The organism is Nocardiopsis sediminis (assembly GCF_042650565.1).
Taxonomy (GTDB): Bacteria; Actinomycetota; Actinomycetes; order Streptosporangiales; family Streptosporangiaceae; genus Nocardiopsis_B; species Nocardiopsis_B sediminis.
In genome coordinates this window covers 192,156-217,770 of sequence record NZ_JBHSBH010000005.1, presented here as the reverse complement: position 1 = coordinate 217,770, position 25,615 = coordinate 192,156, and the positions used below count along the sequence as shown (strand labels likewise).

Annotated in this window: 23 protein-coding genes; 12 read left to right on the top strand and 11 right to left on the bottom strand. The window is 73.6% G+C overall.

Translation table 11 applies throughout. From position 1 onward, the window contains the following. Positions 1 to 261: 261 nt before the first annotated feature. Together ACFOVU_RS08320 and ACFOVU_RS08315 are read left to right on the top strand one after the other, a co-directional pair. On the top strand, positions 262 to 1,302 hold the full coding sequence (locus ACFOVU_RS08320; protein WP_378531495.1) for a ketoacyl-ACP synthase III family protein: 1,041 nt from the start codon (positions 262 to 264) through the stop codon (positions 1,300 to 1,302). A 29-nt stretch (positions 1,303 to 1,331) separates the two neighbouring features. Beyond that, entirely contained in the window at positions 1,332 to 2,036 is a 705-nt protein-coding gene (locus ACFOVU_RS08315; RefSeq protein ID WP_378531493.1) for an SDR family oxidoreductase, read from the top strand. Positions 2,037 to 2,126: 90 nt separating this feature from the next. On the opposite strand, the gene ACFOVU_RS08310 is transcribed toward ACFOVU_RS08315, so the two are convergent. The 5 genes from ACFOVU_RS08310 to ACFOVU_RS08290 all read right to left on the bottom strand — a co-directional run bounded on the left by ACFOVU_RS08310 (position 2,127) and on the right by ACFOVU_RS08290 (position 7,630). Next, positions 2,127 to 2,795 (bottom strand): response regulator, encoded by a 669-nt coding sequence (locus ACFOVU_RS08310; RefSeq protein WP_378531491.1) that lies wholly within the window; start codon positions 2,793 to 2,795, stop codon positions 2,127 to 2,129. Between the two features lie 15 nt (positions 2,796 to 2,810). Beyond that, positions 2,811 to 3,989, bottom strand: coding sequence for a sensor histidine kinase (locus ACFOVU_RS08305; protein ID WP_378531489.1), 1,179 nt, complete (start codon positions 3,987 to 3,989; stop codon positions 2,811 to 2,813). A gap of 308 nt (positions 3,990 to 4,297) precedes the next feature. Beyond that, positions 4,298 to 5,314, bottom strand: coding sequence for an aldo/keto reductase (locus tag ACFOVU_RS08300; protein WP_378531487.1), 1,017 nt, complete (start codon positions 5,312 to 5,314; stop codon positions 4,298 to 4,300). 23 nt (positions 5,315 to 5,337) lie between these two features. Further along, positions 5,338 to 6,972 carry an FAD-dependent oxidoreductase gene (locus tag ACFOVU_RS08295; RefSeq protein WP_378531485.1) on the bottom strand — a complete coding sequence of 545 codons (1,635 nt, stop codon included), beginning with the start codon at positions 6,970 to 6,972 and terminating at the stop codon, positions 5,338 to 5,340. Between the two features lie 205 nt (positions 6,973 to 7,177). Beyond that, positions 7,178 to 7,630, bottom strand: a complete 453-nt coding sequence (locus ACFOVU_RS08290) for a MarR family winged helix-turn-helix transcriptional regulator (protein ID WP_378531483.1) — start codon at positions 7,628 to 7,630, stop codon at positions 7,178 to 7,180. A gap of 168 nt (positions 7,631 to 7,798) precedes the next feature. Here ACFOVU_RS08290 and ACFOVU_RS08285 point away from each other — a divergent pair, with 168 nt between their 5' ends. Together ACFOVU_RS08285 and ACFOVU_RS08280 are read left to right on the top strand one after the other, a co-directional pair. Then, complete coding sequence (locus ACFOVU_RS08285; RefSeq protein WP_378531481.1) at positions 7,799 to 9,376, top strand: MFS transporter; 1,578 nt, start codon at positions 7,799 to 7,801, stop codon at positions 9,374 to 9,376. Positions 9,377 to 9,590: 214 nt separating this feature from the next. Then, complete coding sequence (locus ACFOVU_RS08280) at positions 9,591 to 10,406, top strand: AfsR/SARP family transcriptional regulator (protein ID WP_378531479.1); 816 nt, start codon at positions 9,591 to 9,593, stop codon at positions 10,404 to 10,406. A gap of 25 nt (positions 10,407 to 10,431) precedes the next feature. On the opposite strand, the gene ACFOVU_RS08275 is transcribed toward ACFOVU_RS08280, so the two are convergent. The 5 genes from ACFOVU_RS08275 to ACFOVU_RS08255 all read right to left on the bottom strand — a co-directional run bounded on the left by ACFOVU_RS08275 (position 10,432) and on the right by ACFOVU_RS08255 (position 15,959). Beyond that, complete coding sequence (locus tag ACFOVU_RS08275) at positions 10,432 to 10,683, bottom strand: acyl-CoA carboxylase epsilon subunit (RefSeq protein WP_378531477.1); 252 nt, start codon at positions 10,681 to 10,683, stop codon at positions 10,432 to 10,434. 69 nt (positions 10,684 to 10,752) lie between these two features. Continuing rightward, positions 10,753 to 12,354 carry an acyl-CoA carboxylase subunit beta gene (locus ACFOVU_RS08270; RefSeq protein ID WP_378531475.1) on the bottom strand — a complete coding sequence of 534 codons (1,602 nt, stop codon included), beginning with the start codon at positions 12,352 to 12,354 and terminating at the stop codon, positions 10,753 to 10,755. A gap of 146 nt (positions 12,355 to 12,500) precedes the next feature. Then, a complete protein-coding gene (locus ACFOVU_RS08265) occupies positions 12,501 to 12,692 on the bottom strand; it encodes a DUF4177 domain-containing protein (RefSeq protein WP_378531473.1) in 192 nt (63 codons plus the stop codon). 90 nt (positions 12,693 to 12,782) lie between these two features. Further along, entirely contained in the window at positions 12,783 to 14,624 is a 1,842-nt protein-coding gene (locus ACFOVU_RS08260) for a helix-hairpin-helix domain-containing protein (protein ID WP_378531471.1), read from the bottom strand. Positions 14,625 to 15,005: 381 nt separating this feature from the next. Then, a complete protein-coding gene (locus ACFOVU_RS08255) occupies positions 15,006 to 15,959 on the bottom strand; it encodes an aldo/keto reductase (protein ID WP_378531469.1) in 954 nt (317 codons plus the stop codon). A gap of 382 nt (positions 15,960 to 16,341) precedes the next feature. On the opposite strand from ACFOVU_RS08255, the gene ACFOVU_RS08250 reads away from it, so the two are divergent. From ACFOVU_RS08250 to ACFOVU_RS08235, 4 genes are all read left to right on the top strand, one after another. Then, on the top strand, positions 16,342 to 17,511 hold the full coding sequence (locus tag ACFOVU_RS08250; RefSeq protein WP_378531467.1) for an undecaprenyl-diphosphate phosphatase: 1,170 nt from the start codon (positions 16,342 to 16,344) through the stop codon (positions 17,509 to 17,511). Between the two features lie 70 nt (positions 17,512 to 17,581). Then, positions 17,582 to 18,313 carry an MSMEG_4193 family putative phosphomutase gene (locus tag ACFOVU_RS08245; RefSeq protein ID WP_378531465.1) on the top strand — a complete coding sequence of 244 codons (732 nt, stop codon included), beginning with the start codon at positions 17,582 to 17,584 and terminating at the stop codon, positions 18,311 to 18,313. A gap of 44 nt (positions 18,314 to 18,357) precedes the next feature. After that, positions 18,358 to 18,936 carry a DUF3090 family protein gene (locus ACFOVU_RS08240; RefSeq protein WP_378531463.1) on the top strand — a complete coding sequence of 193 codons (579 nt, stop codon included), beginning with the start codon at positions 18,358 to 18,360 and terminating at the stop codon, positions 18,934 to 18,936. Positions 18,937 to 18,962: 26 nt separating this feature from the next. Beyond that, a complete protein-coding gene (locus tag ACFOVU_RS08235; RefSeq protein ID WP_378531461.1) occupies positions 18,963 to 19,706 on the top strand; it encodes an SCO1664 family protein in 744 nt (247 codons plus the stop codon). 16 nt (positions 19,707 to 19,722) lie between these two features. Here the strand turns inward: ACFOVU_RS08235 and ACFOVU_RS08230 are convergent, their stop codons facing one another. Then, on the bottom strand, positions 19,723 to 22,215 hold the full coding sequence (locus ACFOVU_RS08230) for an HAD-IC family P-type ATPase (protein WP_378531459.1): 2,493 nt from the start codon (positions 22,213 to 22,215) through the stop codon (positions 19,723 to 19,725). 121 nt (positions 22,216 to 22,336) lie between these two features. Between ACFOVU_RS08230 and ACFOVU_RS08225 the strand changes: the two genes are divergently transcribed. The 4 genes from ACFOVU_RS08225 to ACFOVU_RS08210 all read left to right on the top strand — a co-directional run bounded on the left by ACFOVU_RS08225 (position 22,337) and on the right by ACFOVU_RS08210 (position 25,515). Continuing rightward, on the top strand, positions 22,337 to 23,158 hold the full coding sequence (locus ACFOVU_RS08225; protein WP_378531457.1) for an NRDE family protein: 822 nt from the start codon (positions 22,337 to 22,339) through the stop codon (positions 23,156 to 23,158). A gap of 84 nt (positions 23,159 to 23,242) precedes the next feature. Then, a complete protein-coding gene (locus tag ACFOVU_RS08220) occupies positions 23,243 to 23,476 on the top strand; it encodes a hypothetical protein (RefSeq protein ID WP_378531456.1) in 234 nt (77 codons plus the stop codon). A 202-nt stretch (positions 23,477 to 23,678) separates the two neighbouring features. After that, positions 23,679 to 24,908, top strand: coding sequence for a cysteine--1-D-myo-inosityl 2-amino-2-deoxy-alpha-D-glucopyranoside ligase (mshC, locus tag ACFOVU_RS08215; protein ID WP_378531454.1), 1,230 nt, complete (start codon positions 23,679 to 23,681; stop codon positions 24,906 to 24,908). A gap of 187 nt (positions 24,909 to 25,095) precedes the next feature. Continuing rightward, entirely contained in the window at positions 25,096 to 25,515 is a 420-nt protein-coding gene (locus tag ACFOVU_RS08210) for an ABATE domain-containing protein (protein WP_378531453.1), read from the top strand. Positions 25,516 to 25,615 lie beyond the last annotated feature (100 nt).

The following is a 25,615-nucleotide window of genomic DNA, read 5'->3' as shown; positions in this document are numbered from 1 at the left end:
CAGGGCGGGTGCCGTGCGACTTCGAGACCGATACAACCCGACCGCCCCACCCCGCACAAGGCATCCAAAGTGACATGCCGGGTGCACCTGAAGCGGAATTACCATTTGCACCCCGCGGCCCTTGACTGAATTCGCGCCGCCGATTTCTTCGGAGTTTTATCCCTGCTTCATCGCGGCGACTCATGCTCACTTCCGGCCGGCGGCGACGTGCCCGGGCCGGACCGTCGTCCCCGGCAGGGGAGAAGGTGGCGAGGAGGCACTGTGAGGTTCGAGCAACCGGTGGGGATCGCGTCCGCCGCGGTGTGGCTGCCCCCGGATCGGTCGGCCGCCGCCGACGCCGTCGAGCAGCGCGACATCCGCGAGGGCCAGGCGCGCGAACTCGCGCATCCGGCCCTGCCCGATGCCGGCGACATCGGCGCACCCGACATGGCGGTGCACGCCGCCCGCGCCGCGCTGCGCGCCGCGGGCGCCGGGGCCGAGCACGTGGGGTCGGTCTTCCACGCCTGGATGTACTACCAGGGCCACGACCTCTGGTCGCCCGCCCACTACATCGCCGGCCGCCTGGGCGCCGCGCACGCGCTGCCCATCGGCATCCAGCAGGTGTGCAACGGGGGCGCCACGGCGGTGGAGCTGTCGGCGGTCCGGCTGGCCGCCGCCGACGCCAAGGAGTACGGGCTCGTCACCACCGCCGACCGGTTCGTGGCCCCCGGGTTCAACCGGTGGACCGCCGACTACGGGGTGGCCTACGGCGACGGCGGCACCGCCCTGCTGCTGCACGCCTCCCCGGAGGCGGCCGACCCGCTGCTGCTGCACGCGGTCAGCACTGTGGCCGTGCCCGAGCTGGAGGAGATGCACCGGGGCGACGACCCGTTCGCCGACGCCGCCCGCACCCACCGCGACACCGTCGACATGCGCGCGACCAAGCGCGCCTACCTGCGCCGGCACGGCCGCGAGGGGTTCGCGGCGACCAACGAGCGCTGCGTACGCGAGGTCGCCACCGAGGCGCTGCGCGAGGCCGGACTGCGCCCCGGCGACGACCGCATCCGCTGCGCGGTGCTGCCCCGGTTCGGCGCGAAGACGCTCCAGGACTCCTGGATCCCGATCCTGACCGAGGTCATCGGCGCCGAGCTGGAGGACTGGGGCCGGGAGACCGGCCACCTGGGCGCCGGCGACGCCGTGGCCGGCGTGGCCGAGCTCTACCGGCGCCGCCACCTGAGGCCCGGCGAGTACGCGCTCGTGTTCAGCGCGGGCGCCGGGTTCACCTGGTCCTGCCTGGTGGTCCAGGCACCCCATGAGAGTTAGCAGACGATGCAGACGATGAGGAGAAGCACATGTCCCGTTCCGTGTTCGTGACCGGAGGCAACCGCGGGATCGGCCTGGCGGTCGCCGAGGCGCTGGCCGGGGACGGCGACCGCGTCGCCGTGGGCTACCGGTCGGGCGAGCCGCCCAAGGGGTTCCTGGGCGTGCAGTGCGAGGTGACCGACCCGAACTCGGTGTCCGCCGCCTTCGAGCTGGTCGCCAAGGAGCAGGGGCCGGTGGAGGTGCTGGTCGCCAACGCCGGTATCACGCGGGACACGCTGATGCTGCGGATGGACGACCCCACCTTCGACGAGGTGGTCGAGACGAACCTGAAGGGCGTCTTCCGGACGGTGCGCACGGCTGCGGGCGGCATGCTCGCGGCCCGCCGCGGGCGGATCGTGCTGCTGTCGTCGGCCCTGGGTTTCCTGGGCTCGCCGGGCCAGACGAACTATGCGGCGACCAAGACGGCGCTGCTCGGCCTCGCGCGCTCGCTCGCCTGGGAGCTGGGGCCCCGGGGCGTCACGGTCAACCTGGTCGCGCCGGGCATCATCGACACCGACATGACCAAGAAGCTCACCGACCGCCGCATGGACGGCGTCATGAAGATGACCCCCCTGGGGCGTCCGGGGACGCCCCAGGAGGTGGCGGCTGCGGTGCGCTTCCTCGCCAGTGAGGAGGCGAGTTACATCACGGGTGCGGTGCTGCCGGTGGGCGGGGGCATCGGGATGGGGATCTGACCTGCACCCCGGGCAGTGACATCAGGTCGGGTGCATCGAACGGCGGAGGACCGGATGGGGATCTGACCCGAGGCCTGAATCCCGGGAACCCTACGTCGTGTACATGGGGCGGCGGGCCGGGGGGACGGTCACGGGCGAGGCGATGATGCCGGCCGCGATCGCGATGTTGGCGGCCTCGACGCGTGACTGCGCGGCGAGCTTGTCGAAGATGTTGCGCATGTGGCGCTTGACCGTCCCCTCGGTGATGCCCAGCTGCCGGGCGATCTGGTGGTTGCTGCGCCCCCGCGCCGCCAGCTCCAGCACCTCCATCTCGCGCGGCGACAGCGGGCTCTTCTCCTCGGGCTCGGTCAGGACGTCGGAGGACATCGACAGGGTCACCCGGCCGTTGGGGACCGCCGCTTCGCGCACCGCCGAGGTCAGGACCTGGCCGGTGACGGTCTTGTGTAAGTACCCGCGTATCCCCAGGGGGAGCAGGTCCCGGGCCAGCCGGGCGTCGTCGTACATGGTCAGGATCAGCACTTGGGTGCCCGGCGAGATCTGGCGGACCCGGCGCACCGTGGAGCGCGGCTGATCGTTGCCGGGCATGTGGATGTCGAGCAGTGCCACATCGGGCCGGTGCTCCTCCACCCCCTTCAGGGCCTCATTGACATCGCTCGCAACACCGACGACGCGGAGATCGTCCTCCATGTGCAGAAGTTCGGTGAGAGCATTCCGGAAAAGGGTGTGGTCGTCGGCTAGCAGCATTCTGATGGTCTGCATGGTCTCCTACCGCTCCTAAGGCCGCGGGGGTGTCCCTGCGGCCGGTCGATCGGCCAGTGTGGGGACTGCGGAGTCGTCGGGATCGGTGGTGGAGGGGGCCGTGGCCAGCGGTGCCCACAGCCACATCCGGGTGCCGTCGCCGGGCGCGCTCTTGAGCCGGCAGCCGCCGCCGAGCCGCTCGATGCGTTCGCGCATCGCCCGGAGGCCGCCGGTCGCCGTCGCGGGCGAGCCTCGCCCCTGCGCCGACGTGTCGAACCCGCTGCCGTTGTCGGCCAGCCGGGCGCTGACGCGCTTGTCGGTGATCTTGATTCGGATGGAGATGAGCGTGGGGGAGCCGTGGGCGAAGGAATTCCGCAGGAATTCGCGGATGATCAGGAATATCTCATCGCGGTGCCGGCCGGGGAGGCGGTCCTCCTCGCCGGAGAATTCGATCACCACGGGGATGCGGTGCGGGTTGAGGGCGTGGGCGCACTTCTGGATGGAGGCGTGCAGGCCGTCGGGCATCGGGAAGGTGGAGCTGAGCCCCGAGACCAGGTGCCGGGTGAAGGCGGCGGCCTCTTCGAGCGATTCCTCGATCGCGGTGACCCGGCCGCCGTTGCCGGGGGCGCCCCTGTTCTCCATGCGGTGCATTTCCAGGTGGCGGAAGGCCAGGGCGAGGCTGCCCCCGATGCGGTCGTGGATCTCCACGGCGAGCTTGCCGTACTGCTCGGCCGTGGCCTGCTCGACCTGGCGGACCACCTGGATGTCGTAGGTTTCGGCGGCGGCCTGGGTACGCCGCGCCGCGCAGCGGTTGACCAGCAGCGCCGCGCGGACGAACAGCCGGTGGGCGTCGGAGGGCGGGAGGTCGTCGGCGATGCCGCCCAGCGTCTCCAAGGTGATGTCGACCAGCTGCTCGGCGGCGTGCAGGGAGTCGCGCAGGCGCATCCCCGAGCGGGCACGGCGCTCGCCGAGGTCGGCCGACAGCGACAGGGTGGCGGTGCGGTCGGCGGCCGATCCGCTGCCGTGGAGCAGGGCCCGGACGCAGTCGTGGAGGATGAGGTGCGCGTGGTCGCGGGTGTCGGTCCACTGGCCGGGGTCGGTGCCGAGGGGGTTGGCGCGCTCTCGCAGCCGGGCCCGGTAGCGGGCGACCACATCGGGGATGGCCGCCTCGAGGCGGCGACCGATCAGCCGCTCCAGCTCATCGAATTCCCCCATGCAGGACCTCCAATGTGTCGGACAGTGACGACCTTCGGGGAGCGGCGCCGTTTAACGCTCGCGATATTCCTACGGTGAGACGTTCATCCGCCGCAGATGGTTGTGCTCGTTGAAGATTTGATTATCCCCTGCAGGCCGTATCCGGATTCATAGTACGCTCCGTCCGTGACATACCGTGGGTGTCCAGAGGCCGTTTCCGGTCGTGTGTCCTTCGTCGCTGAGCCCCATCCTCCTTCTATTGTCGTCTGGATTCTAAAAGCCCTGGAGTTGGAAACTCCAGGGCTTTGTGAGTGATTGTCGTGCTACGTTTAGTAACGGCTTCCGGCGGGCGGCGGCGCGTCGTTCAATTGGGCCAAATCGGCGTCGGTGAGGTTAATTTGCGAGGCATTCACGTTCTCCTTCAGGAAACGAATGCGCTTCGTGCCCGGAATCGGCAGGATGTGGTCACCCTGGGCGAGCACCCAGGCGAGTGCGATCTGTGCCACAGTCGCCCCGTGCCGCTCGGCGACGGCCTCCAGCACCGCCACGATGCGCAGGTTCGCGGCGCGGTGGGCGCTCTGGAAGCGCGGGCTGACCGTCCGCATGTCGCCGGCCTCGAATGTGGTGCCGGCGGTTACCGCCCCGGTGAGGAAGCCGCGCCCCAGCGGGGCGAACGGCACGAACGCCGCCCCGTTGCGGGCGCACCAGCCCACCACGTCGCCGGTGTCCTCGGCCCCGCCGCCGGCGAACGCGCCGGGACCGGACCCGCCGCCGGTCGCGCCCATGGCGGTGCGGGTCCACAGCGACAGCTCCGACTGCACCGCCGCCACCGGGTGCACCGCGTGGGCGCGCGCGGCCTCGCCGACCGAGACCTCCGAGAGCCCGATGTGGCGGGCCTTGCCCTCGGCGACCAGCTCCGCCATGGCCGACCAGCTCTCCTCCAGCGGGACCGCGGGGTCCACGCGGTGCAGGTAGTACAGGTCGACGTGGTCGGTGCCGAGCCGGCGCAGGCTCGCCTCCAGCGCCCGGCGCAGGTGCGCCGGCGAACCGTCGCGGTGCATCGCCTTGGTCGCGAGGTCGTCGACGACCAGGCCGCCCTTTGTCGCGAGGAACGCCTCGGCGCGGCGCCCCGAAAGCGCCCGGCCGACCAGCTCCTCGTTGTGGCCGTCGCCGTAGACGTCGGCGGTGTCGACCAGGTCCGCGCCCAGGTCCAGCGCGGCCCCGATCAGCTCCGCCGACGCCGCGTCGTCGCGCTCGGACTCGGCGTAGGCCCAGCTCATGCCCATGCATCCGAGGCCGATCGCGCCGACGTCGCGCTGGGCTGCGGTGAAGGTCCGGGTGGTCATCGTCTCCCTCGTCTCGATGGCGGCTAGCGTGCGGGCGCGGCGGCCGGCGCCGATGCAGCGGCCACCGGGTCGTTGAGCGGGTCGGGGCGCTCGGCCAGCAGGTCGAGCACCTTGGGCAGCTCCGCCGCCTGCTGCGGCGTGAGCGTGGCCAGCAGGTGGCCGTCGGGGCGGGCCACCGCGATCGCCGGGCGCGCTCCCAAAGCGGCGGTGAGCGGGCCGCGCACGCCCGCCACCACGACGGCGGCGCGGCCGCGCGCCGCCGCGGCGACGCGGTCGGTGAGCCCGTCCCAGCCCGCAAGCGCGGACGCGGCGGTGCCCGGGTGCAGCAGCACCGTCAGGCCCTCGGGGGCGACCCGGACCCAGCCGCCCTGGGGCAGCTCGCTCGGCTCGTCCTTGGGGCCCGAAAGCAGCACCGGCAGCCGCTCACCGGGCGCGACCCGGCCGCCGGTGCGCCGCTTGGCGCCCCCGGCCGGGGTGTCGGCCGGCGGGTAGTGCACGGTGGTCTGCGCGACGATCGGCGAGACCGCCCGCTGCACCAGCCCGGTGGCGTGGGCGCTGCGGAACACGACGTCGCGCACCGCGATCTGCCGCGGCTTGGTGTAGAACCCCCAGCGGCTCTGGCGGGCGGTCGACCACGCCGCCTGGCGTGCGCCCTCGCGCCGGTCGCGGTCGTAGCCGGCGACCGCGTCCTCGCTGAGCCGCCCGGACAGGTGGCCGCCGAGCCGCCAGCCGAGGTTGCCGACGTCCTGGAGGCCGGTGTTGAGCCCCTGCGCGCCGGCCGGGCTCAGCGTGTGCGCGGCGTCGCCGATCAGCAGGCAGTGCCCGTGCTTGTAGCTGTCGGCGATGCGCGCGTGCACCTGGAAGGTGGTGCTGAAGCGCATCTCGCCGATGGTGTTGCGTCCGGGGGCGCGGGAGTCGAGCAGCCCCTGGAAGAACTCGCGGGTGGGCGGGGGGTGCGGGCCGTCGCCCTCGGGGTGCGGCACGCTGACCGCGACCCGGGAGACGTCGGGGCCCAGCGGGCCCAGCGCCAGGCTGCCCTGCGGGGTGTAGCAGTAGCTCACGACGTTCATGGGGGCGTCGCCGGCGAGCTGGGCGTCGGTGATGGAGAAGCTGACGTGGAACTGCTCGCCTTCGAAGGTGATGCCGAGCAGCTTGCGCAGCGTGCTGTGGGCGCCGTCGGCGCCGATGAGCCACGGCGTCTCGACCTCTTGCACGCTGCCGTCGGTGCCCTCTAAGACGGCGACGGGGCGCGGCCCGGTGGACTCGCGGACGGCGGTCAGCCGGGCGCCGCGCTCGATCTTGCCGCCCAGCTCGGTCAGGCGGTCCTCGATGATGCGCTCGGTGTGGCTCTGGGCGATGCCGACGGCGAAGGGGTAGGGGGTGTCGGTCAGCCGGGTCATCCACGCGGTGCCCAGCTCGCGCCCGCTGGAGAAGTAGGTGACCCCTTCGAGGCGGTGGCCCTCGGCGACCATCCGCTCGGCCACGCCGGTGCGGCGCAGCACCTCGAGCACGCGCGGCCAGATCACGGCGGCGCGCGAGTGGGCGGAGTGCTCGCGGGCGGCGTCGATCACCCGCACGGGCACGCCCTGCTGGAGGAGGTCGCAGGCCAGCAGCATGCCCACCGGGCCTGCGCCGACGATGACTACCGGGTCGTCCATGACACGCACCTCTCGTCGCCCGCCGTATCGGGCGGGCCCGAATAACCGGATGTGGACCAGATCGCGCCGCCGCTCGATCCGGCGGCACCGTCCAGGAAGCTAACCCGGGCGGGGCGCCCGGAGGGGGGCCGCTCCGCCGGAAGTAGGGGGCGCCTACCACCAAAGCGATAGCCGCGGTGCGGACGGTGGGGGCGGAACAATGGGGTCACGGCTCCTCCGAGAGGGCGGCGGTGCCGCGTTGCAGGAGGTCGCGCACGAGACGCTCCTCCTCTGCGGAGTAGGCCCCGGACAGGCGGGCCTCCACCGCCAGCGCGGCGGCGTCGGCCCGCTCCAGCAGGGCGCGGCCGCGCCGGGTGAGCCGGGCGAGGAGGACCTGGGCGTGCGCCGCGGAGGGCCGGCGTTCGACCAGGCCCTTGGCCTCCAGGGTGGACAGCAGCGACGCCATGCTCTGCGGGGTCACCCAGCACACGCGGGCGAGCTGGGCTCCGGAGAGCCCCGATGCCATGGAAAGTGCGTACATCGCCGCATATTGGGGAACGGACAGGCCGAAGGGGCGCAGTACCCGGGACTTCTCGGTCAGCAGCGCCTGCTCGGCGCGCTTGACGAAGGTCCCGAGCCGTTGCTCGACGGCTTCGACGATCCGCTCCTCCGCGTCCATGCCCCTCCCGTCGACGCCCGCCCCCGGTCCCCGTGGACCCAAGGTATCAGGGTTCGATGTGAGATCAGATGCTCCGGGTTGACGATGAGATCTTATACTGCTTGCATATCTCCTGGGTATCAGAGTCCTTATATTCAGAAGATGCTTGTCACCCTGAGGAGCTCGCCAATGAACGCCAATGCCACGGCGCCGCCCGAGCGCCGGACCAGGCCGGCCCTGACACTGATCGTCGTGTGCGCCGCGATCGTGCTCGTGCCCGTGACCGCCACCGGTGCCTCCGTCGCACTGCCCGACATCGGTGGCGAACTACAGACCGGCCTGGCCGCCGCCCAGTGGGTGGTCAACGCCTTCTTCCTGACCTTCGGCTCCTTCATGGCGATCACCGGATCGCTCGCCGACCTCACCGGCCGCCGGCGCATGTTCATGATCGGCGTCGCACTCTTCTGCGCCGCCATGCTCGTGGCGTCCTTCGCCCCCAACATCGCCGTGCTCATCGGCGCCCGGGTGCTGGCCGGAATCGGCGCCGCCGCCGCGACCACGGGAGGCAGCGCCGTCCTCGCCCAGACCTTCGAAGGCCCCGCGCGGCTGCGGGCGTTCGCGTTCTTCGGCACCGCCATCGGCATGGGGCTGGCCTTCGGCCCCCTCGTGGCCGGCGTGCTCGTCACCTCCCTCGGCGGCTGGCGCGGGTTCTTCCTCTTCGCGGCGGTGGTCGTGCTGCCCACCCTGCTCGCCGCGCCGCTGCTCACCGAGTCGCGCGACCCCAACCCCGCCGGCATCGACTGGGCGGGCGCGATCACCTTCACCGCGGGCCTCTCGCTCTTCGTCTTCGGCCTGGTCCAGGGGCCGGAGCTGGGCTGGACCAGCCCCGCGGTCATCGGGTCGCTGGTCGCCTTCGCCGTGCTGATGGCCGTCTTCACCGTCGTCGAGCGCCGCAAGAGCCACCCGATGTTCGACGTCTCCCTGTTCACCCAGCCGCGGTTCGTCGCCATCTGCGCCATGCCGGTGCTGCTCGCCTTCGGCTTCGTCGCGCTGCTCATCGTCCTGCCGCCCTACTTCATGGCGGTCGACGGCGTCAGCGCCCAGTACGCCGGCCTGCTGCTCGTGCTGCTGACCGGGCCGACGCTGATCGTCCCCACGCTCGTCGGCACCATCGCCGCCCGCGTCGGCCAGCGCATCCTGCTCGTCGCCACCATGCTGCTCGTCGCCGTGGGCACCGCCTGGCTGACCGTCATCGAGCCCGGGGTGAGCATCGCCATGCTGGCCGGGCCCCTGCTGACCATCGGCATCGGCTTCGGCATCTCGCTGGCCATCCTCGACGGCGCCGCCGTGTCCTCCGTCGCGCCCTCGCGCGCCGGCATGGCGGCCGGCATCTTCAACACCATGCGCCTGGCGGGCGAGGCCATCGCCGTCGCCCTGCTCGGCTCCCTGCTGGCCGCCATCACCCAGTCGCGGCTGGCCGAAACCGCCGGCGATGCCGCGCAGGGGTCCACCGCCCGCCTGCTCCAGGGCGACATGGACGGCGCCGTGGCCGCCGTCCCCGCCGCCCTGCGCGAGGGCTTCACCACCGTGGCCGGGGCCGCCTACACCGACGCACTGCACGTGGGCCTGTGGGCGCTGGCCGCGCTCTCCCTCGTGGGCGCCGTCGCGGTCGGCGCGCTCATGGGCGGGGCGCCGCCGGCCGACGCTGAGGAGACGGAGAAGGAGAAGGAGACCCCCGACCGCCAGGGTGCGCTGGTGGAGGGCTGAGAAGCAGCGGCCCTGCACCTGCCGCGCGTTCCGCGCCGCTCTGCTCTTCTTCCCTTCTGGGACGAGCAGGGCGGCGCGTCTCGGTTCTGCTGCCTCTTTGGAGGCAGCCCCGCACGTCTTTGGGGAGTCTGGCGCACGCGCGGGTGGCCGGGGTGAGATGGGTACACGCGCCGGACCGCCCCGGCGGAACGGCTCAACCAGGGGAGACGCAACGATGTCGCAGACCGTCCGGTTCTCGCTGCTCGGCCCGGTGCAGGTCACCGTCGACGGCGCCACCCGCCCGCTCAAGGGGCCCAAGGTCAACGCGCTGCTGTCACTGCTGCTGCTCAACCGCGGGCACGTGGTCGACGTCGAGACGCTGATCGACGAGCTGTGGGAGCGCGAACCCCCGCGCCACGCCGTCAGCACCGTGCGGACCCACGTCTACCACCTGCGCCGCTTCCTGGCCGAGCAGGCGGGCCCCGGCGCCGACGCGATGCTGGCCACCCGCCCGCCCGGCTACACCGCCGTCCTGGAGCCCGGCCTGCTCGACACCGAGGTCTTCACCCGGCTGGTCGACGACGGCCGCCGCCTGCTGGCCGAGGGCCGCAACCGCGAGGCCGCCGAGGCGGGCCTCGCCGCCCTGCGGACCTGGCAGGGCCGCCCGCTGGAGAACGTCGCGGCCGGCCGGCTGCTGCGCGGTCACGTCCGGCGGCTGGAGGAACTGCGCATCCAGGCCGTCGAACAGCGCATCGAAGCGCGCATGCGCTTGGGCGAGCACCGCTCGCTCGTGCCCGAGCTGCGCGACCTCGTCGCCGCCCACCCGCTCAACGAGTGGTTCCACGCCCGCCTGATCGAGGCGCTGCACCTGTCGGGGCGGCGCGCCGACGCGCTCGTCGCCTTCCTGGAGGTGCGCGCGGTCCTCGACGAGGAGCTGGGCGTCGCCCCCTCGGCGGAACTGCGCGCGCTCCAGCACCGCGTCCTCGCCGAGGACGCGCCCCGTGCGGCCGGGCGGGACGCCCGGCGCGCGGTCCTGACCGCCGCGCCCTGACGCCCCGCCGGGCCGCTCCGGCAGGTCAGTCCGCCCGCACGGCGGCGGGAACGCGCCAGGAGCCCGGCGGACGGTAGGTCGCCGAACGGGTCCACGGCGCCCGCAGCGCCGCGGACCCCGCGTCGTCGTCCGCGCCCGCCTGGGGGCGCAGCACCGACGCCAGCACCACCACGGCGGCGGCGAGCTCGGCGGGGCCGGGGCTCCCGTGCCGCACCTCGAACAGGGACAGGGCCTCGGGCGCGGCCTCGGGTGCCGCCGCCTGCATCTGCTGGGTCATGTCGATCGCGGTCCCCTCCGCTGCGCGCGCCGTTGGCACGGGTGGGGACCGCACCTCCTCACCTCGGTGTCACATGGGCGGGTTGCCGTGCTTGCGGTAGGGGGCCGCGGACTCCTTGCGGCGCAGCGCCGCCAGGGAGCGCGCGAGCACCGATCGCGTCTCAGCGGGGTCGATGACGTCGTCCACCAGGCCGCGCTCGGCGGCGTAGAACGGGTGCATCAGCTCGTCGCGGTAGGCCTCCACCAGCTCCGCCCGGCGCGCCTCGGGGTCCTCGGCGGCGGCGATCTCCCGGCGGAAGACCACGTTGGCCGCCCCTTCGGCGCCCATCACCGCGATCTCGTTGCCCGGCCAGGCCAGCGACAGGTCGGCCCCGATGGACCGGGAGTCCATCACGATGTAGGCCCCGCCGTAGGCCTTGCGCAGGATCACCTGGATGCGCGGCACCGTCGCCTGGCAGTAGGCGTAGAGGAGCTTGGCGCCGTGCCGGATGATGCCGTTGTGCTCCTGGTCGGCGCCGGGCAGGAACCCCGGCACGTCCACGAGGGTGACCAGCGGGATGTTGAACGCGTCGCAGGTGTTGACGAACCGGGCCCCCTTGTCGGAGGCGTCGATGTCGAGCACCCCGGCCAGCGACATCGGCTGGTTGGCGACGATGCCCACCACCCCGCCGTCGATCCGCGCCAGCGCGCAGATGAGGTTGGGCGCCCACGACGCCTGCACCTCCAGGTACTCGCCGTCGTCGACGACCTCCTCGATGACCTCGCGCATGTCATAGGGGCGCCCCGGCTCGCTGGGAACCAGGTCCACCAGCCGTTCGGCGCGCCGGTCGGCCGGGTCGGCCGTGGCCGCCGGGGGCGGCAGCTCCTGGTTGTTGGAGGGCAGGTAGGACAGCAGGTAGCGGACCTCGGCGAGGCAGTCCTCCTCGTTGTCGAAGTCGAACGCGGCGACGCCGCTGACGTTGGCGTGCACCCGCGCGCCGCCCAGGTCGTCGTGGGTGATCTTCTCGCCGGTGACCGCCTCGACCACATCGGGGCCGGTGATGAACATCTGCGAGGTCTTGTCCACCATGAAGACGAAGTCGGTCAGCGCGGGGGAGTAGGCGGCGCCGCCGGCGCACGGGCCCAGCATCACGCTGATCTGCGGAATGACCCCCGAGGTGCGGACGTTGCGGGTGAAGATCCCGCCGTACCCGGCGAGCGCCGTGACACCTTCCTGGATCCGCGCGCCCGCCCCGTCGTTCAGGCTGACCAGCGGCGCGCCCGCGGCGGCCGCGAGGTCCATGATCTTGTGGATCTTGGCGGCGTGCGCCTCGCCGAGTGCCCCGCCGAAGATCCGGAAGTCGTGGGCGTAGACGAAGACCGTGCGCCCGTCCACGGTGCCCCAGCCGGTCACGACGCCGTCGGTGTGGGGCCGCTTGGCCTCCAGGCCGAACCCGGTCGCGCGGTGCCGGCGCAGGCCCTCGATCTCGGTGAAGGAGCCCTTGTCCAGCAGTAGTCCGATGCGCTCGTGGGCGGTGAGCTTGCCGCGCGCGTGCTGCTGCTCGGTCGCGCGCTCACTCGGGCCCGCGGCCACCGCCGCCTTCAGGTCCCGCAGCGCCTCGGTCCGCTCCGCAAGCGTGGGCACCGCCCCCGGAGCGGACCCGGGTGCTCGTGTGTCATCCGTCGCCGTCATGGGCCGGGCTCCTCTTCGACGTGTTTCCCCGTACCGGACCTGCCTCCAGTGCCATGGTGGGGCGGTGCGGTGAAACCGGCGTCAAAGTCGCGGAAAAGCGTGCCGGCCGACGCGGGTGGCCGCCGCCCGATGCGGCCACCGCGATGTCAGGCGCCGGGCCGCTTCAGGAGCACGGCGATCTCGTCGGGCCCGTCCGAAATGTAGGCGTCGGCGAGCGTACCGACCACCTCCCACCCCTCACGGCCGAGGTCGTTGAGATCCCTCTCGATCCGGTCGTAGTTGAACCCATACGTCTTGCGCGCGTAGGTCTGCACCTTGTACTCCCATTGGGCGGACACGTGCCGGTCTCCCCTCGATATCGTGCGTCGGTACAGGGGCACAGTCCACACCATGCCGACCACACCGGGAAGCGCTCCGCGGCACCCCACTCAGCTCTCGCGCAGGGCCTGGACCAGGCGGGTGCGGCGGGTGATCGTGGCGGAGTCGAGTACGGCTTGGGCCAGCGCCGGGCCGGCGGCGTGGACGATGGAGAGGTGCTTGAGCGGGGCACTCACCGCCGTGTACACCTGGGGCCGCGACCCCCGCGTCTCGGGTGGGAACACCGCCACCACCGCGGGCCACCGGCCGCCGTGGGCGGCCGCGACCGTGATCGCCCAGCCCGGGCGCAGCGCCGCCGGGTCGGAGACCGTGGCGACCGAGCCGTCGGCCAGCTCGACCTCGGCGCCATCGGGGCCGGCGGCGCGCAGCCGACCGGTGTCGCCCGCGCAGTGCCCGGGGCCGTCGGCGGCGATGAGCACGCGGTCGCCCGGGTCCAGCCCGGCGAGGGCCCCGGGGCCCGGGTTGAACCGCTGCTTGCAGGCGGTGTTGAGGGCGTCGGTCCCGGCCTCGCCGCCGCGCGTCGCGGAGATGATCTGCACCTGGTCGGCGGGGACGCCGACCGCGCGGGGAATGGAGTCGGTGACGAGCTGGACGGTGCGGTGCGCCGCCTCGGCGGCCGAGCCCGCGGGCACGACGACGACCTCCCGGCCGGGCGCCTCGACCGCCCCCAGCTCGCCGTCGGCGACCAGGGCCGCCATGCGCGCCAGCGGGTCCGAGTCAGGGTCGGGGGCGCCGGGCAGCGCGGCGACCGTGACGGTGCGCGATGCCACCAGGTCGGCCACCACCTGGCCGGGAGCGGCCGAGGGGGCCTGCGCCGGGTCGGCGATCAGCACCAGGTGGGTGCCGTTGGCGCAGGCGTCGACCAGCGCCGCCGCATGCTCCACGTCCAGCGCCATCGCACCGGCCACCACCACCAGGCCCGCCTCGACGGGGTTGCGGGCGGTGCGGGCGAACTCGCCCGGTGCGCGGCACTCCAGGAGCCGGGACAGCGGCACCGCGCGGACCTCGGTGTCCCCGTCCAGCGCGGCGATGGCGTCGTTGAGCGCCGCGGCCGCCTGCGCGGTGGGCGCGGCGACGGCGATGCCGACCTCGCTGTCGGTCGCGATCGCCTCGGCGCACGCCAGCACGTGGGCGATCGCGGCCTGCGCGCCGCCGCCGTGCGTCAGCACGCACACGTTCCGCAGGGCGACGGCCACCAGCGCCGCCGCGGTCTCGGGTGCGACGTCGGCGCCCAGGCGACGGCCGGCGGCCTCGACGGTCTCGGCGGCCGTGTAGGCGTCCATGATCGGCTCGCCGGAGGCGGTGAGCCGGCTGATGCCCGCGCCGAGGGCCTGCTCGGCGCGGCCCATGCGGGCCAGCGCGTAGTAGCGGTCGGGGTCGGGCATCTCCGGGGCCTCGCCGTCGTCGAACCCGAAGTCGTCGTCGGGCTCCTCGACCGCCTCGTAGACCACGACGCCGCCGTCCTCCACCGCCGCGGCCAGCGCCGGGGCGGGGGCGCGCACCTGCGCGGAGCGCAGAGCCGCCGTGAGCCGCTGCTCCTCCAGAGCGGTGTGGCCCTCGCGGGCCGCGCGGCGCAGCAGGTGCGCCACGAGCGCCCTGCCGCGGCGCGGGTCGTCGGGGGAGGCGGCGTCGCCCAGCGCGCGGCGGGCGCAGTAGTCGGCCTGCTCGGGGGTGATGCGGGGCAGGGTGAGCAGCCGCCAGGGGTCGGCCGTCAGCTCCGTGTCCGCCGCGGGTCCAAGCGCCGTGACCAGGGGGGCCGCCAGCGCCTCGGGGGCGCCCATCGCGGCCAGGACGGCCCGCGTGCGCTCGACGGGCCCGCCGCCGGATGCGGCGGCCGTCGCGACCTTCGCGCCCTCCTCGGTTCCGGCCTGCGGAATCGACGCCTCGGCCATGGCGGCAGCCCCTCCTATGACGGTGGTCGCGGCGGTCGTCGGTGACCGCCCAAGGGAGCTTAGCGATGACCGGAGGTGCACCGCGGGGGAGCGGCCGACGGGCGCGGGCGCGCGGTCAAGGTGCGGGCGGGGAGGGGGCGCGGTTCCTGGCGGTCGTGCCGAAGGCATTGCGCGGCCGGGAGGCCGGCGCGGTTGAGGCGCGGTTCTTGCAGGTCGCGCGGAAGGCGTTGCGTGGTCGGGAGGCCGGCGGGGTGGAGGCGTGGCCCGGGTGGGTCGGGTGCGAGCTCAGCGCCATGGCCATCGGCGCGTGTCACGGCGTGGTCGACGGGTGGGCGGTGTGGGGGCGCGGTTCCTGTCGGTCGTGTGGAAGGTGTTGCGCGGTCAGGACGCGGGCGGCGTGGACGCGTCGTTGAGGGCGTCGCGGATTTCGCGGGGGAGTTCGATGGCCTCGGTGGCGAGGATCTCCTCCAGCTGGGCGGCCGTGCGCGGGCCGACGGCCGCGGCGGCGACGCCTTGGCGGTCGCGGGCCCAGCTCAGTGCGACGGCCAGCGGCGACACCCCCAGGCCCTCAGCGGCGGTGCACACCGATTCCACGATGCGCCGGCTGCGCTCGCGCAGGTAGGGCTCGACATAGGACGCCATGTGGGGCAGGGCCGCGCGGGAGTCGCCGGGGACGCCGGTGCGGTACTTCGCGCTGAGCACGCCCCTGCCCAGCGGCGACCAGGCGATCAGTGAGGCGCCGAGGTCCCCCGCCGCGGGCAGGAGGTCGCGTTCGGCCGCGCGATTGAGCAGCGAGTACTCCGTCCCGGCCGAGACCACCGGGGAGCGCCCGGGCGCGGCGCGCTGCCAGGTGGCGTACTTGGCCAGGTGCCAGGCCGCGACGTCGCCCACCCCCACGTAGCGCACGCGGCCGGACGCCACCGCGGTGTCGACGGCGGCGAGGGTCTCCTCCACCGGGGTGCGCGGGTCGTAGAGGTGTAATTGCCACAGGTCGACGTGGTCGCACCGCAGCCGGCGCAGCGAGGCGTCCAGGGCGCCCAGCAGGTGGCGCCGCGACAGGTCGCCGGGGCGGTAGCCCTCGGGGGTGTGCCCGGCCTTGGTGGCGATGATCACATCCTCGCGGCGGATCACCCCGTTCACCAGGCGTCCGACGATGCGCTCGCTCTGTCCGTTGCCGTAGATATCGGCTGTGTCGACGAGCGTTCCACCGGCGTCCACAAAGGCGGTGAGCTGATCTCCGGCCTCGTCTTCGGAGGTGTCCTTGCCCCAGGTCATGGTGCCCAGCGCAGTGCGCCCCACCCAGAGCCCCGACCCGCCGACCTGTCGCTGTTCCATGGCGCGGAGAGTACCGCGTAACAGTGTCGGAGTCGGTGGCACGCACCGTGGAAACCGATGAGAGGAAAAAGTCGCGAATGCCCGGGTCACGGGTGTTTCAACTCGGGATGCCCTATGGATTACGGCTTTTCGGCCACGGGCCCCCGGCTACTTCGACCGCCCGGTTCACAGTAAGCTGCCGGAGTCCGCCCCCTGCACATCGACCGGGACGCGTTCGCGTGGACCGGTCCGGTCCCCCGGTCACCCGCCGGGGCCCTGCATCTGCGTGGTGCGGGGCGGAACGATCCCCTCAGCCGTGCCCGTCGCATCCTCGCCGCCGGACCGCGATCCCGGGCCTCGGCGCCCCCGCGACAGAACCGACCAGCCAGGAGCAACGCCCGCCGTGTCCATCCTTGAGGCCGTCATCCTCGGACTGATCCAGGGACTGACGGAATTTCTGCCGATCTCGTCCAGTGGCCACCTGCGGGTGCTCTCCGCCTTCTTCGGCTGGCCCGATCCGGGCGCGGCGTTCACCGCGGTCAGCCAGCTCGGCACCGAGCTCGCGGTGCTGATCTACTTCCGGCAGAAGGTCTGGAAGATCATCACCGCCTGGTGCCGCGGCTTCGTCAACAAGGACGTGCGCCGCAGCATCGACGCCCGCATGGGCTGGTACCTCATCATCGGCACCATCCCCATCGGCGTGATCGGGCTGCTGCTGGAGGAGCAGATCGGCACGGTCTTCCGCGACCTGCGGCTCATCGCCCTCACGCTGATCATCTTCGGCGTCATCCTCGGCCTGGTCGACCGGTACACGCGCAAGCACCGCGAGCTCAACGATCTCACCGCCCAGCGCGGCATCATCTTCGGTTTCTTCCAGGCCTTGGCGCTGATCCCGGGCGTGTCGCGCTCCGGCGCCACCGTCACCGGCGGGATGCTCCTGGGCTTCCAGCGCAAGGACGCCGCCGAGTACGCCTTCCTGCTGGCCATGCCGGCCGTCTTCGCCTCCGGCGCCTACCAGCTCACCGACATCGGCGGCGACGAATACGCCGGGTGGGGCGCCACCATCGTCGGCACCCTCGTTGCGTTCGTGGTGGGCTACGCCGTCATCGCCTGGTTCATGCGCTTCATCTCCACCAACAGCTTCATGCCGTTCGTCTACTACCGGATCGCGCTGGGCATCCTGATCCTCACCCTGGTCAGCTTCGGGTGGCTCGACCCGCAGGGCGGCTCCGAGGGGCAGACCACCGCCGACGACCCGGTCATCACCGAGGAGGAGGCCCAGCCCTCGCCGACGCCCTCCGCCGAGGCCGGCCCGTCCCCCGAGCCCTCGCCCGAGCCGAGCATCGACCCGACCACCGGGTGGCCCATCAACCCCGACAACGGCCTGCCGCGCAACCCCGAGACCGGCATCCACCGCGACCCGCAGACCGGCATGGACGTCGATATCGACCCCCAGACCGGCCTGCCGATCGACCCCGCCACCGGGCAGGTCTACGACCCGCGCGACCGGCCGGAGGAGGAGTCCGTTCCCCAGGGGCAGGAGCAGGGACAGCAGCCGGCCACCACCGGCTGACCGCCCGACACCGAACCGGTCCGCCGGTGCGCATCGCCCCGGCGGACCAGGAGCGGCTAGGGTGCCCACCATGGGCACCCCAGCGCATCAGCCGCCTCCCGAACCGGTCGCCACGCTCCTGCTCATCCGCCACGGCCTCACCGAGCTGACCGGCAGTATCCTGGCCGGCCGCCGCCCCGGGCTGCACCTCGACGCCCGCGGGCGCGGCCAGGCCGCCGCCCTGGCCGAGCGGCTGGCCAAGGTCCCCCTCGCCGCCCTGGTCACCAGCCCGCTGGAGCGCTGCCAGGAGACCGCCCAGGCCCTGGCCGGTGCCGCAGGTGGGCGCGAGATCATCACCGACGCCCGCTTCAGCGAGTGCGACTACGGCGACTGGACCGGGCGCACCCTCAGCGACCTCGCCGCCGAACCCCTGTGGCGCGTCGTCCAGACCCACCCCAGCGCCGCCGTCTTCCCCAGCGGCGAAGGGCTCGCCGCCATGGCCCAACGCGCCGTGGCCGCCGTCCGCGACTGGAACGCCCGGCTCACCGCCGCCGACCCGGCGCCCGTCTACGCCGTCGTCAGCCACGGCGACGTCATCAAGGCGATCGTCGCCGACGCCCTGGGCCTGCACCTCGACCAGTTCCAGCGCATCCAGGCCGACCCCTGCTCGCTCACCGTCATCCGCTACACGCGCACCCGCCCCTTTGTCATGCGCCTCAACGACACCGGCGGGCAGGTGGACGGCCTCGTGCCCACCCCCGCCGACGCCTCGGGCGACGCCGCTGTCGGAGGCGGTGCGGGCGGTGCGGCGGCGCGCCCCTGACCGGCGAATCGCGAGGGTGAGCGCGATCCTCTAGGGTTCTTCCCATGCCCGTCTTCCAATACGACCCCCCCGAGCGCTTCGTGGCCGGCACCGTCGGCCAGCCCGGTGACCGCACGTTCTTCCTCCAGGCCAGCGGCGAGGGCCGCATTACCAGCGTCGTGCTGGAGAAGGCCCAGGTGTCGGCGCTGGCCGAACGCATCGAGGAGCTGCTGGAGGAGGTGCGGCGCCGCTTCGGCGACCAGCCCGGCGACACCGCGCCCGGGGCCGAGGAGATCGACGACGGCCCGCTGCTCCAGCCCATCGAGGAGGACTTCCGCGTCGGCACCCTGGCCCTGGCCTGGGACGCCGACTCCGCGCGTGTCATCATCGAGGCCCAGCAGGTCGAGGAGGCCGAGGACGGCACCGTCCCCGAGGAGCAGGTCGAGGTCTTCGCCGAGGACGCCCCCGAGACCCGCGACGTCCTGCGCGTGCACCTGACCCCGGCCGCCGCGCGCGCCTTCGCCGGCCGCGCCATGAAGGTCGTGGCCGCCGGGCGCCCCAACTGCCCGCTGTGCGGGCAGCCCCTCGACCCGGCCGGGCACATCTGTCCGCGGCAGAATGGGTACAAACCGGGCGGGATCTGAACCACACGGAAGGGGACGGGGACGGCATGACCGCGTCGTACGAACGGCTGTCCTCGACGGACGCCATGGAGCTGCTGCGGACCGGCGACCTCGCCGTCGCCGGGCGGCTCACCGACGCCTCGAACGCGACCCTGTACTGCACCGTGAGCTCCGGCGACACCGCGGCGGCCTGCGTGTACAAGCCCGTCGCGGGCGAACGCCCCCTGTGGGACTTCCCCGACGGCACCCTCGCCGGGCGCGAGGTCGCCGCCTTCGCGGTGTCCGAGGCGCTGGGCTGGGGCGTGGTCCCGCCCACCGTCCACCGCGACGGCCCCTTCGGCGAGGGCATGGTCCAGCTGTGGATCGACGGCGACGACCGGGTCGACCTGATCGGCCTGTCCCGCGACCGCACCCACGAGGGGCTGCGCCGCATGGCGGTGTTCGACGCCGTCATCAACAACTCCGACCGCAAGATCGGCCACCTGCTGCCCACTGTCGACGGCCACCTCTACGGGTGCGACCACGGGGTGGCCTTCGCCGAGGACTACAAGCTGCGCACCGTGCTGTGGCAGTGGCAGGGCGAGCCGTTGGAGCCCGGCGCGCTGGCCGCCCTCGACGCCGTGCACCGCCAGCTCGAACGGGCCGACTCCCCGCTGTCGGCCGAACTGCGGCGCCACCTCACCGGGCCCGAGGTCTACGCCGTGCGCCGCCGCGTCGACCTGCTGCGCGAGCACCGGGTCCACCCCTACCCCTCGCCCGACTGGCCCGCCATCCCCTGGCCGCCGGTCTGAACGGCGCGGGCGGGGCTCAGACGCCCGCGCCGTGCTCCGCCGCCGTGGACTCCTCCCGCTCCCGGCGCTCCCGGATGCGGCGGACGATCAGGTCGTCGCAGATCCGCACGATCGTGATGAGCGTGGCGGCCACGCCCGCGACCACCAGGGCGGTGGTGAGCTTGGCCGGGTCGCTGATGTCCAGCGCGAAGAACGCCTGCCCCACCGGGGTCAGCATCGCGGTCAGCAGCAGCCCGACCATGCCCCCGACCATGACCACCTTCCACCACACATAGGGCTTGGCGACCAGCAGCAGCACCCACAGCGTGGTCGCGCACAGCGTGACCACGACCGCGGTGCGGTCGGTCAGGGCCGGCGCCGGCGCGCCGTCGAGGACCAGGAGGTAGGTGGTGACCGCGGCCAGCCCGCTGATCAGCCCGGCGGGCACCGCCAGCCGCAGCGTGCGGCCCACGAACCCGGGGCGGGCGCGCTCGTTGTTGGGGGCCAGGGCGAGGAAGAACGACGGGATGCCGAACGTGACCGCGTTGATCAGCGTGGCGTGGCGGGGGAAGAACGGGTAGGCCACGGCCAGCACGCCGACGATGGTCGCCATCGTCATCGAGTAGACCGTCTTGGTCAGGAACAGGTTGGCGACGCGCTCGATGTTGCCGATCACCCGGCGCCCCTCGGCGACCACCGCCGGCAGCGAGGCGAAGCGGTCGTCCAGCAGCACGATCTGCGCCACCGACCGCGACGCCGCGCTGCCCGAGCCCATGGCCACGCCGATGTCGGACTCCTTCAGCGCCAGCACGTCGTTGACGCCGTCGCCGGTCATGGCGACGGTGTGCCCGCGGCCGCGCAGCCCGGTGACCATGTCGCGCTTGCGCTCGGGGCTCACCCGGCCGAACACGGTGGCCTTCTCGACCTCGTCGGCGAAGGCGCCGGGGTCCTCGGGCAGCGCGCGGGCGTCGGTGGGGGAGTCGGCGCCCGGCAGGCGCACCTCGCGGCCGACCGCGCCCACGGCGGCGGCGTTGTCGCCGGAGACGATCTTGACTTCGACGCCCTGGTCGGCGAAGTAGTCCAGGGTCGGCGCGGCGTCGGTGCGCACCCGCTGGTCCAGGACGACCAGGGACACGGGAGCCAGGGCCCCGGGCGCGCCGGGGGCGTCCACGCGGCCGTCGGCCCGCGCCAGCAGGAGGACGCGGTGGCCTTGGGCGCCGATGCGCTCGGCCTCGGCCGCCTCGGGGGTGCCCGGGGCCAGCACGTCGGCGGCGCCCAGCACCCAGTGGCGCTCCCCGGCGGGGGTGGCCAAGCTGGCCCCGCTCCACTTTCGCGCTGAGGAGAACGCGGCCACGGCCACCGGCTCCCAGCCTTCGGGCGCCGGGCCCGCGGCCTCGGCGATGGCGGCCATGCTGGCGTTGGGGCTGGTGTCGGCCGCGGCGAGGGCCGCGAGGACCGCGGCCGGGGCGTCGCCGCCGGCCGGGCCCGTGCCGCCGCCGAGGTCGCGGATCCCGGTGAAGCGCATCCCGTTCTCGGTCAGAGTGCCGGTCTTGTCGGTGCACACGATGTCCACGCGCGCCAGGCCCTCGATCGCGGGCAGCTCCTGGACCAGGCAGTTGCGCCGGCCCAGCCGCACCACCCCCACGGCGAACGCGATGCTGATCAGCAGCACCAGCCCCTCGGGCACCATGGACACCAGGGCCGCGACCATCCCGCGCAGCGCGTCGGCGAAGGGCCCCGAGACCTGGCCGCCCGGTGCCGCGGTCCCGTCGATGGTGACGTGCCCGCCCAGGACCAGCTGGCTGAAGATGAGCAGCCCGCCCACCGGGAACAGCGCCCAGGTGATGAACTTCAGGATCCGGTTGACCCCCGAGCGCAGCTCGGAGTGGACCAGCGAGAACCGGCTCGCCTCCTCGGCCAGGCGGGCGGCGTAGGCGGCCCGGCCGACCTTGGTGGCGCGGAACCGACCGCTGCCGGCCACGACGAAGCTCCCCGACATCACCCGGTCGCCGGGGCGCTTGACCACCGGGTCGGACTCGCCGGTGAGCAGCGACTCGTCGATCTCCAGCGCCGTTGCCGAGACGACGTCGCCGTCGACCACGACCTGCTCGCCCTGCACCAGCTCGATGACGTCGTCGAGGACGATCTCCTGCGGGGTGACCTCGGCCGCGGCGCCGTCGCGCAGCACCCGCGGGCGCGCGGCGTTGACGATCGCCAGCCGGTCCAGGGTGCGCTTGGCGCGCAGCTCCTGCACGATGCCGATCAGCGTGTTGAACACGATGACCAGGGCGAACAGGCCGTCCTGCACGGGGCCGATCACCGCGATGATCGCGAACAGCACGGCGATCATGGCGTTGATCCGGGTCAGCAGGTTGCCGCGGATGATCTGGCCGACGCTGCGGCTGGCCCGCACGGGGATGTCGTTGGTGCGCCCGGCCGCCACGCGCTCGGCGACCTCGGCCGCGGACAGCCCGCGGACGTCGTCCAAGAGCGGCGCCGTCCGCCCGCGTCGGTCTCCGTGCGCGGTCACATCACGCTCCAAGCTTCGGGGAGGGGGCCCGGGCGGTGGCCCGGCAGTCCTGAAGCTTAAGGGACACCGCGGGAACCCGCGGTGAGGGACGCACGTTGGGGGTGTATCGGAGGAGGCGCGCATGTGCACCGTGATCGTCGGCTTCGACCCCGGGGCCGAAGTGCCGCTCGTGGTGGCCGCGATCCGCGACGAACTGCTGGACCGGCCGTGGCGCCGGCCCGGGCGGCACTGGCCCGGCCGCCCCGGGCTGGTCGGCGGGCTCGACGAGAGCGCGGGCGGCACCTGGCTGGCCGTTGCGCCCGCCCCCGGCAGCGGGGCGCCGGTGCCGCGCGTGGGCGCGGTCCTCAACGGCCGGCCCCACGCGGGCGTGCCGCCCATGGGCACCACCGTCGAGCCGGGCGAGGAGCGCATCAGCCGCGGCGGGCTGCCGCTGCGGGCGGCCGCCACCGGCGTGCTCGGCCTGGACCCGGGGGAGCTGCGGCACTACGAGCCCTTCCACCTGCTGGCGGCCGGCCCCGATGGCGCGCGCGTGTACGGGTGGGACGGCCGCGACTTCACCGACCACCGGCTCGACCCCGGGGTCACCGTCATCGTCAATTCCGGGCTCGACGACACCGACCCCCGGGTGCTCCGCCACACCCCCGTGTTCGCCCGCGAGCGCCCCACGCCCGGCAGCGGCACCCTGCGCGGCGCAACCGGCCCCGCTGAGATCTGGGGCGCCTGGCTGCGGCTGCTCGACTCCGCCGGCGCCGGCCCGCCGCGCGTCGACGGCCCCGGCGCCGAGGGCGGCGACCCCTCCTCGCTCCTGGCCCGCGTCGACCTCGGCGGCGGGCGGCTGTGGGCGAGCTCCTCCATGACCCTCATCGCCTGCGACCGCGAGGTCCTGCGCTACGCCTTCACCGCCGCCCCGGGGGCCGAGGGGTCGTGGCGCATGGTGCTGTAGGCGCTGTTTTCCTCGCGCGTAAACCCGTTGACCACGGCGGACGTCCTAACGGTGGAACCACGAGGGAGCACGGACGCCATCGCCATGACCGGACCACGACGCAGCGGCGCCGGCACCGAGACCGCCCTCCGGGCCCGGTGCCTGGAGCAGGGCGCCTACTGGCTGCTCTATGTGGTCTCCTTCGGCGCGGCGGTGGTGCACTGGCGCGCCGGAAACGAGGCCTTGGCGGTGCTGTGCGCGCTCGCGGTGGTCCTTGCCGTCCGCTCCATCATGAGCGCCCACCGGCGTGACCAGGGGCGGGCCGGCCCGGGGCACTGATCCGGGGACCGCCCGGGGTTTCGCTCTCCGGCCGGGAGATCCGGTGTTTCGTGAGGGTGTGCGGCCCTGACCTGGGCCGGGCCGGACGCACTCGCTGATCCCGGGGCCATCCGGGAATTCCCGCTCCGGCCGGGAGATTCCTCTCGCGGCCCGACACCGGGCCGGGGGTGTCACGTCGTAGGTCGGCCGATAGTCTCGGATCATGCGTTCATGGCCTGCGCCCGACCTCGTCCGCCTGCCCGGAAACGGCGGCCCGCTCCGTGTCCACGACACCGTCACCGGCGCCTTGCGCACCACGAACCCCGGGCCGACCGCACGGATGTACGTCTGTGGCATCACCCCCTATGACGCCGCCCACCTCGGCCACGCTTTCACCTACCTGACCTTCGACCTTGTCGGGCGCGTGTGGCGCGACGCCGGCCACGCCGTCGACTACGTGCAGAACACCACCGACGTCGACGACCCCCTGCTGGAGCGCGCCACCGCCAACGGCGAGGACTGGCGGGAACTGGCCGAACGTGAGATCCAGGTCTTCCGCGAGGACATGGCGGCGCTGCACATCCTGCCGCCGCGCGCCTACGTGGGGGTCGTGGAGTCCATCGACCTCATCGCCTCGTTCGTGGAGCGGATCCGCCAGAGCGGCGCCGCCTACGACCTCGACGGCGACATCTACTTCGCCGCCCAGTCCGCCCCCCGTTTCGGCGAGGTCGGCGGCCTGGACCGCGACACCATGCTGGAGCTGTTCGCCGAGCGCGGCGGCGACCCCGGCCGGCCGGGCAAGAAGGACCCCCTGGACTGGCTGCTGTGGCGCGCCGAGCGCCCGGGCGAACCCGCCTGGGACTCCCCGCTGGGCCGCGGCCGGCCGGGCTGGCACGTCGAGTGCTCCGCGATCTCGCTGAACGAGCTGGGCATGGGGTTCGACCTCAACGGCGGCGGCGACGACCTCGTCTTCCCGCACCACGAGATGGGCGCCGTCGAGGCCCGCAGCGTCGCCGGGACCGGCCCGCACGCCCAGGCCTACGTGCACGTCGCCATGGTCGGGCTCGACGGCGAGAAGATGTCGAAGTCGCGCGGGAACCTGGTGTTCGTCTCCGCGCTGCGCAAGCGCGGCGTCGACCCCATGGCCATCCGGCTGGCGATGCTCGCCCACCACTACCGCACCGCCTGGGACTGGACCGACTCCCTGCTCGCCGGCGCCGAGGAGCGCCTGGCCCGCTGGCGCGCCGCCGTGGCGCTGCCCGCCGGACCCGACGCCCTGCCGGTGCTCGACGGGGTCCGCGCCGCCCTCGCCGACGACCTCGACGCCGCCACGGCGGCGGCCGTGATCGACGACTGGGCGGCCCGGGCACTGGCGTCGCAGAGCGGCGGCGACCCCGCGGCCCCCGCCCTGGTGCGCGACATCGCCGGCACCCTGCTGGGCGTCGGCCTGTAGCGGTGCCTTCCTGATCGTTGCGCGGCCGCGGTCCGGCCGACGGGCGCCGCCCCGCCGGTCTGCTCGTGCTCGAACGGCGGCCTTCAGCGGCTTTCGCCCCGGGTACGGGGGTTCACCCGAGGCCGAATGTGGTCTCGGATGCGGTGAACGGCCGTGGCGGGCCGCGTTCCGTGGTGGGATAGGCACCATGACCACCCCCTACGAACACAGCGCCGCCGCCGCGCTGGTGCGGGCCTTCGTGGCCACCGGCGACTCCCTCGGCGACCGCGCCGACCTCGCGCGGTTCCTGCGCGAGCACCGGCTCGCGACCGACGGCGCCATCCCCATCACCCTCGCCGACTTCGACGAGGCGATCGCCCTGCGCGACGGCATCCGCGCGGTGCTGCGCCGCGCCTCCGGGCAGCCGGCCGACGCCGACGCCCTGGCGCGCGGCCAGCGCGTTCTGGACGGCCTGCGGGTCACCGTCCGGCTGGAACCGCCGGAGGCCGCCGCGACCTCGGTCCTGGCACCCGCTGTCGTCGACGAGGTGCGGCGCGGGCTGGCCCGGATCGCCGGCGCCTGGGCCACCGTGCTGGCGACCGGCGAATGGCGGCGCATCGGCCTGTGAGGCCCCGGCGGGCACAGGCCTCCGCCGCCGCGGGCCGGCGGCGGAGGCGTGCCCGGATCCGTCCGGGGCCACGCGACGCCCGGGCGTGTCGCGGGGGCGC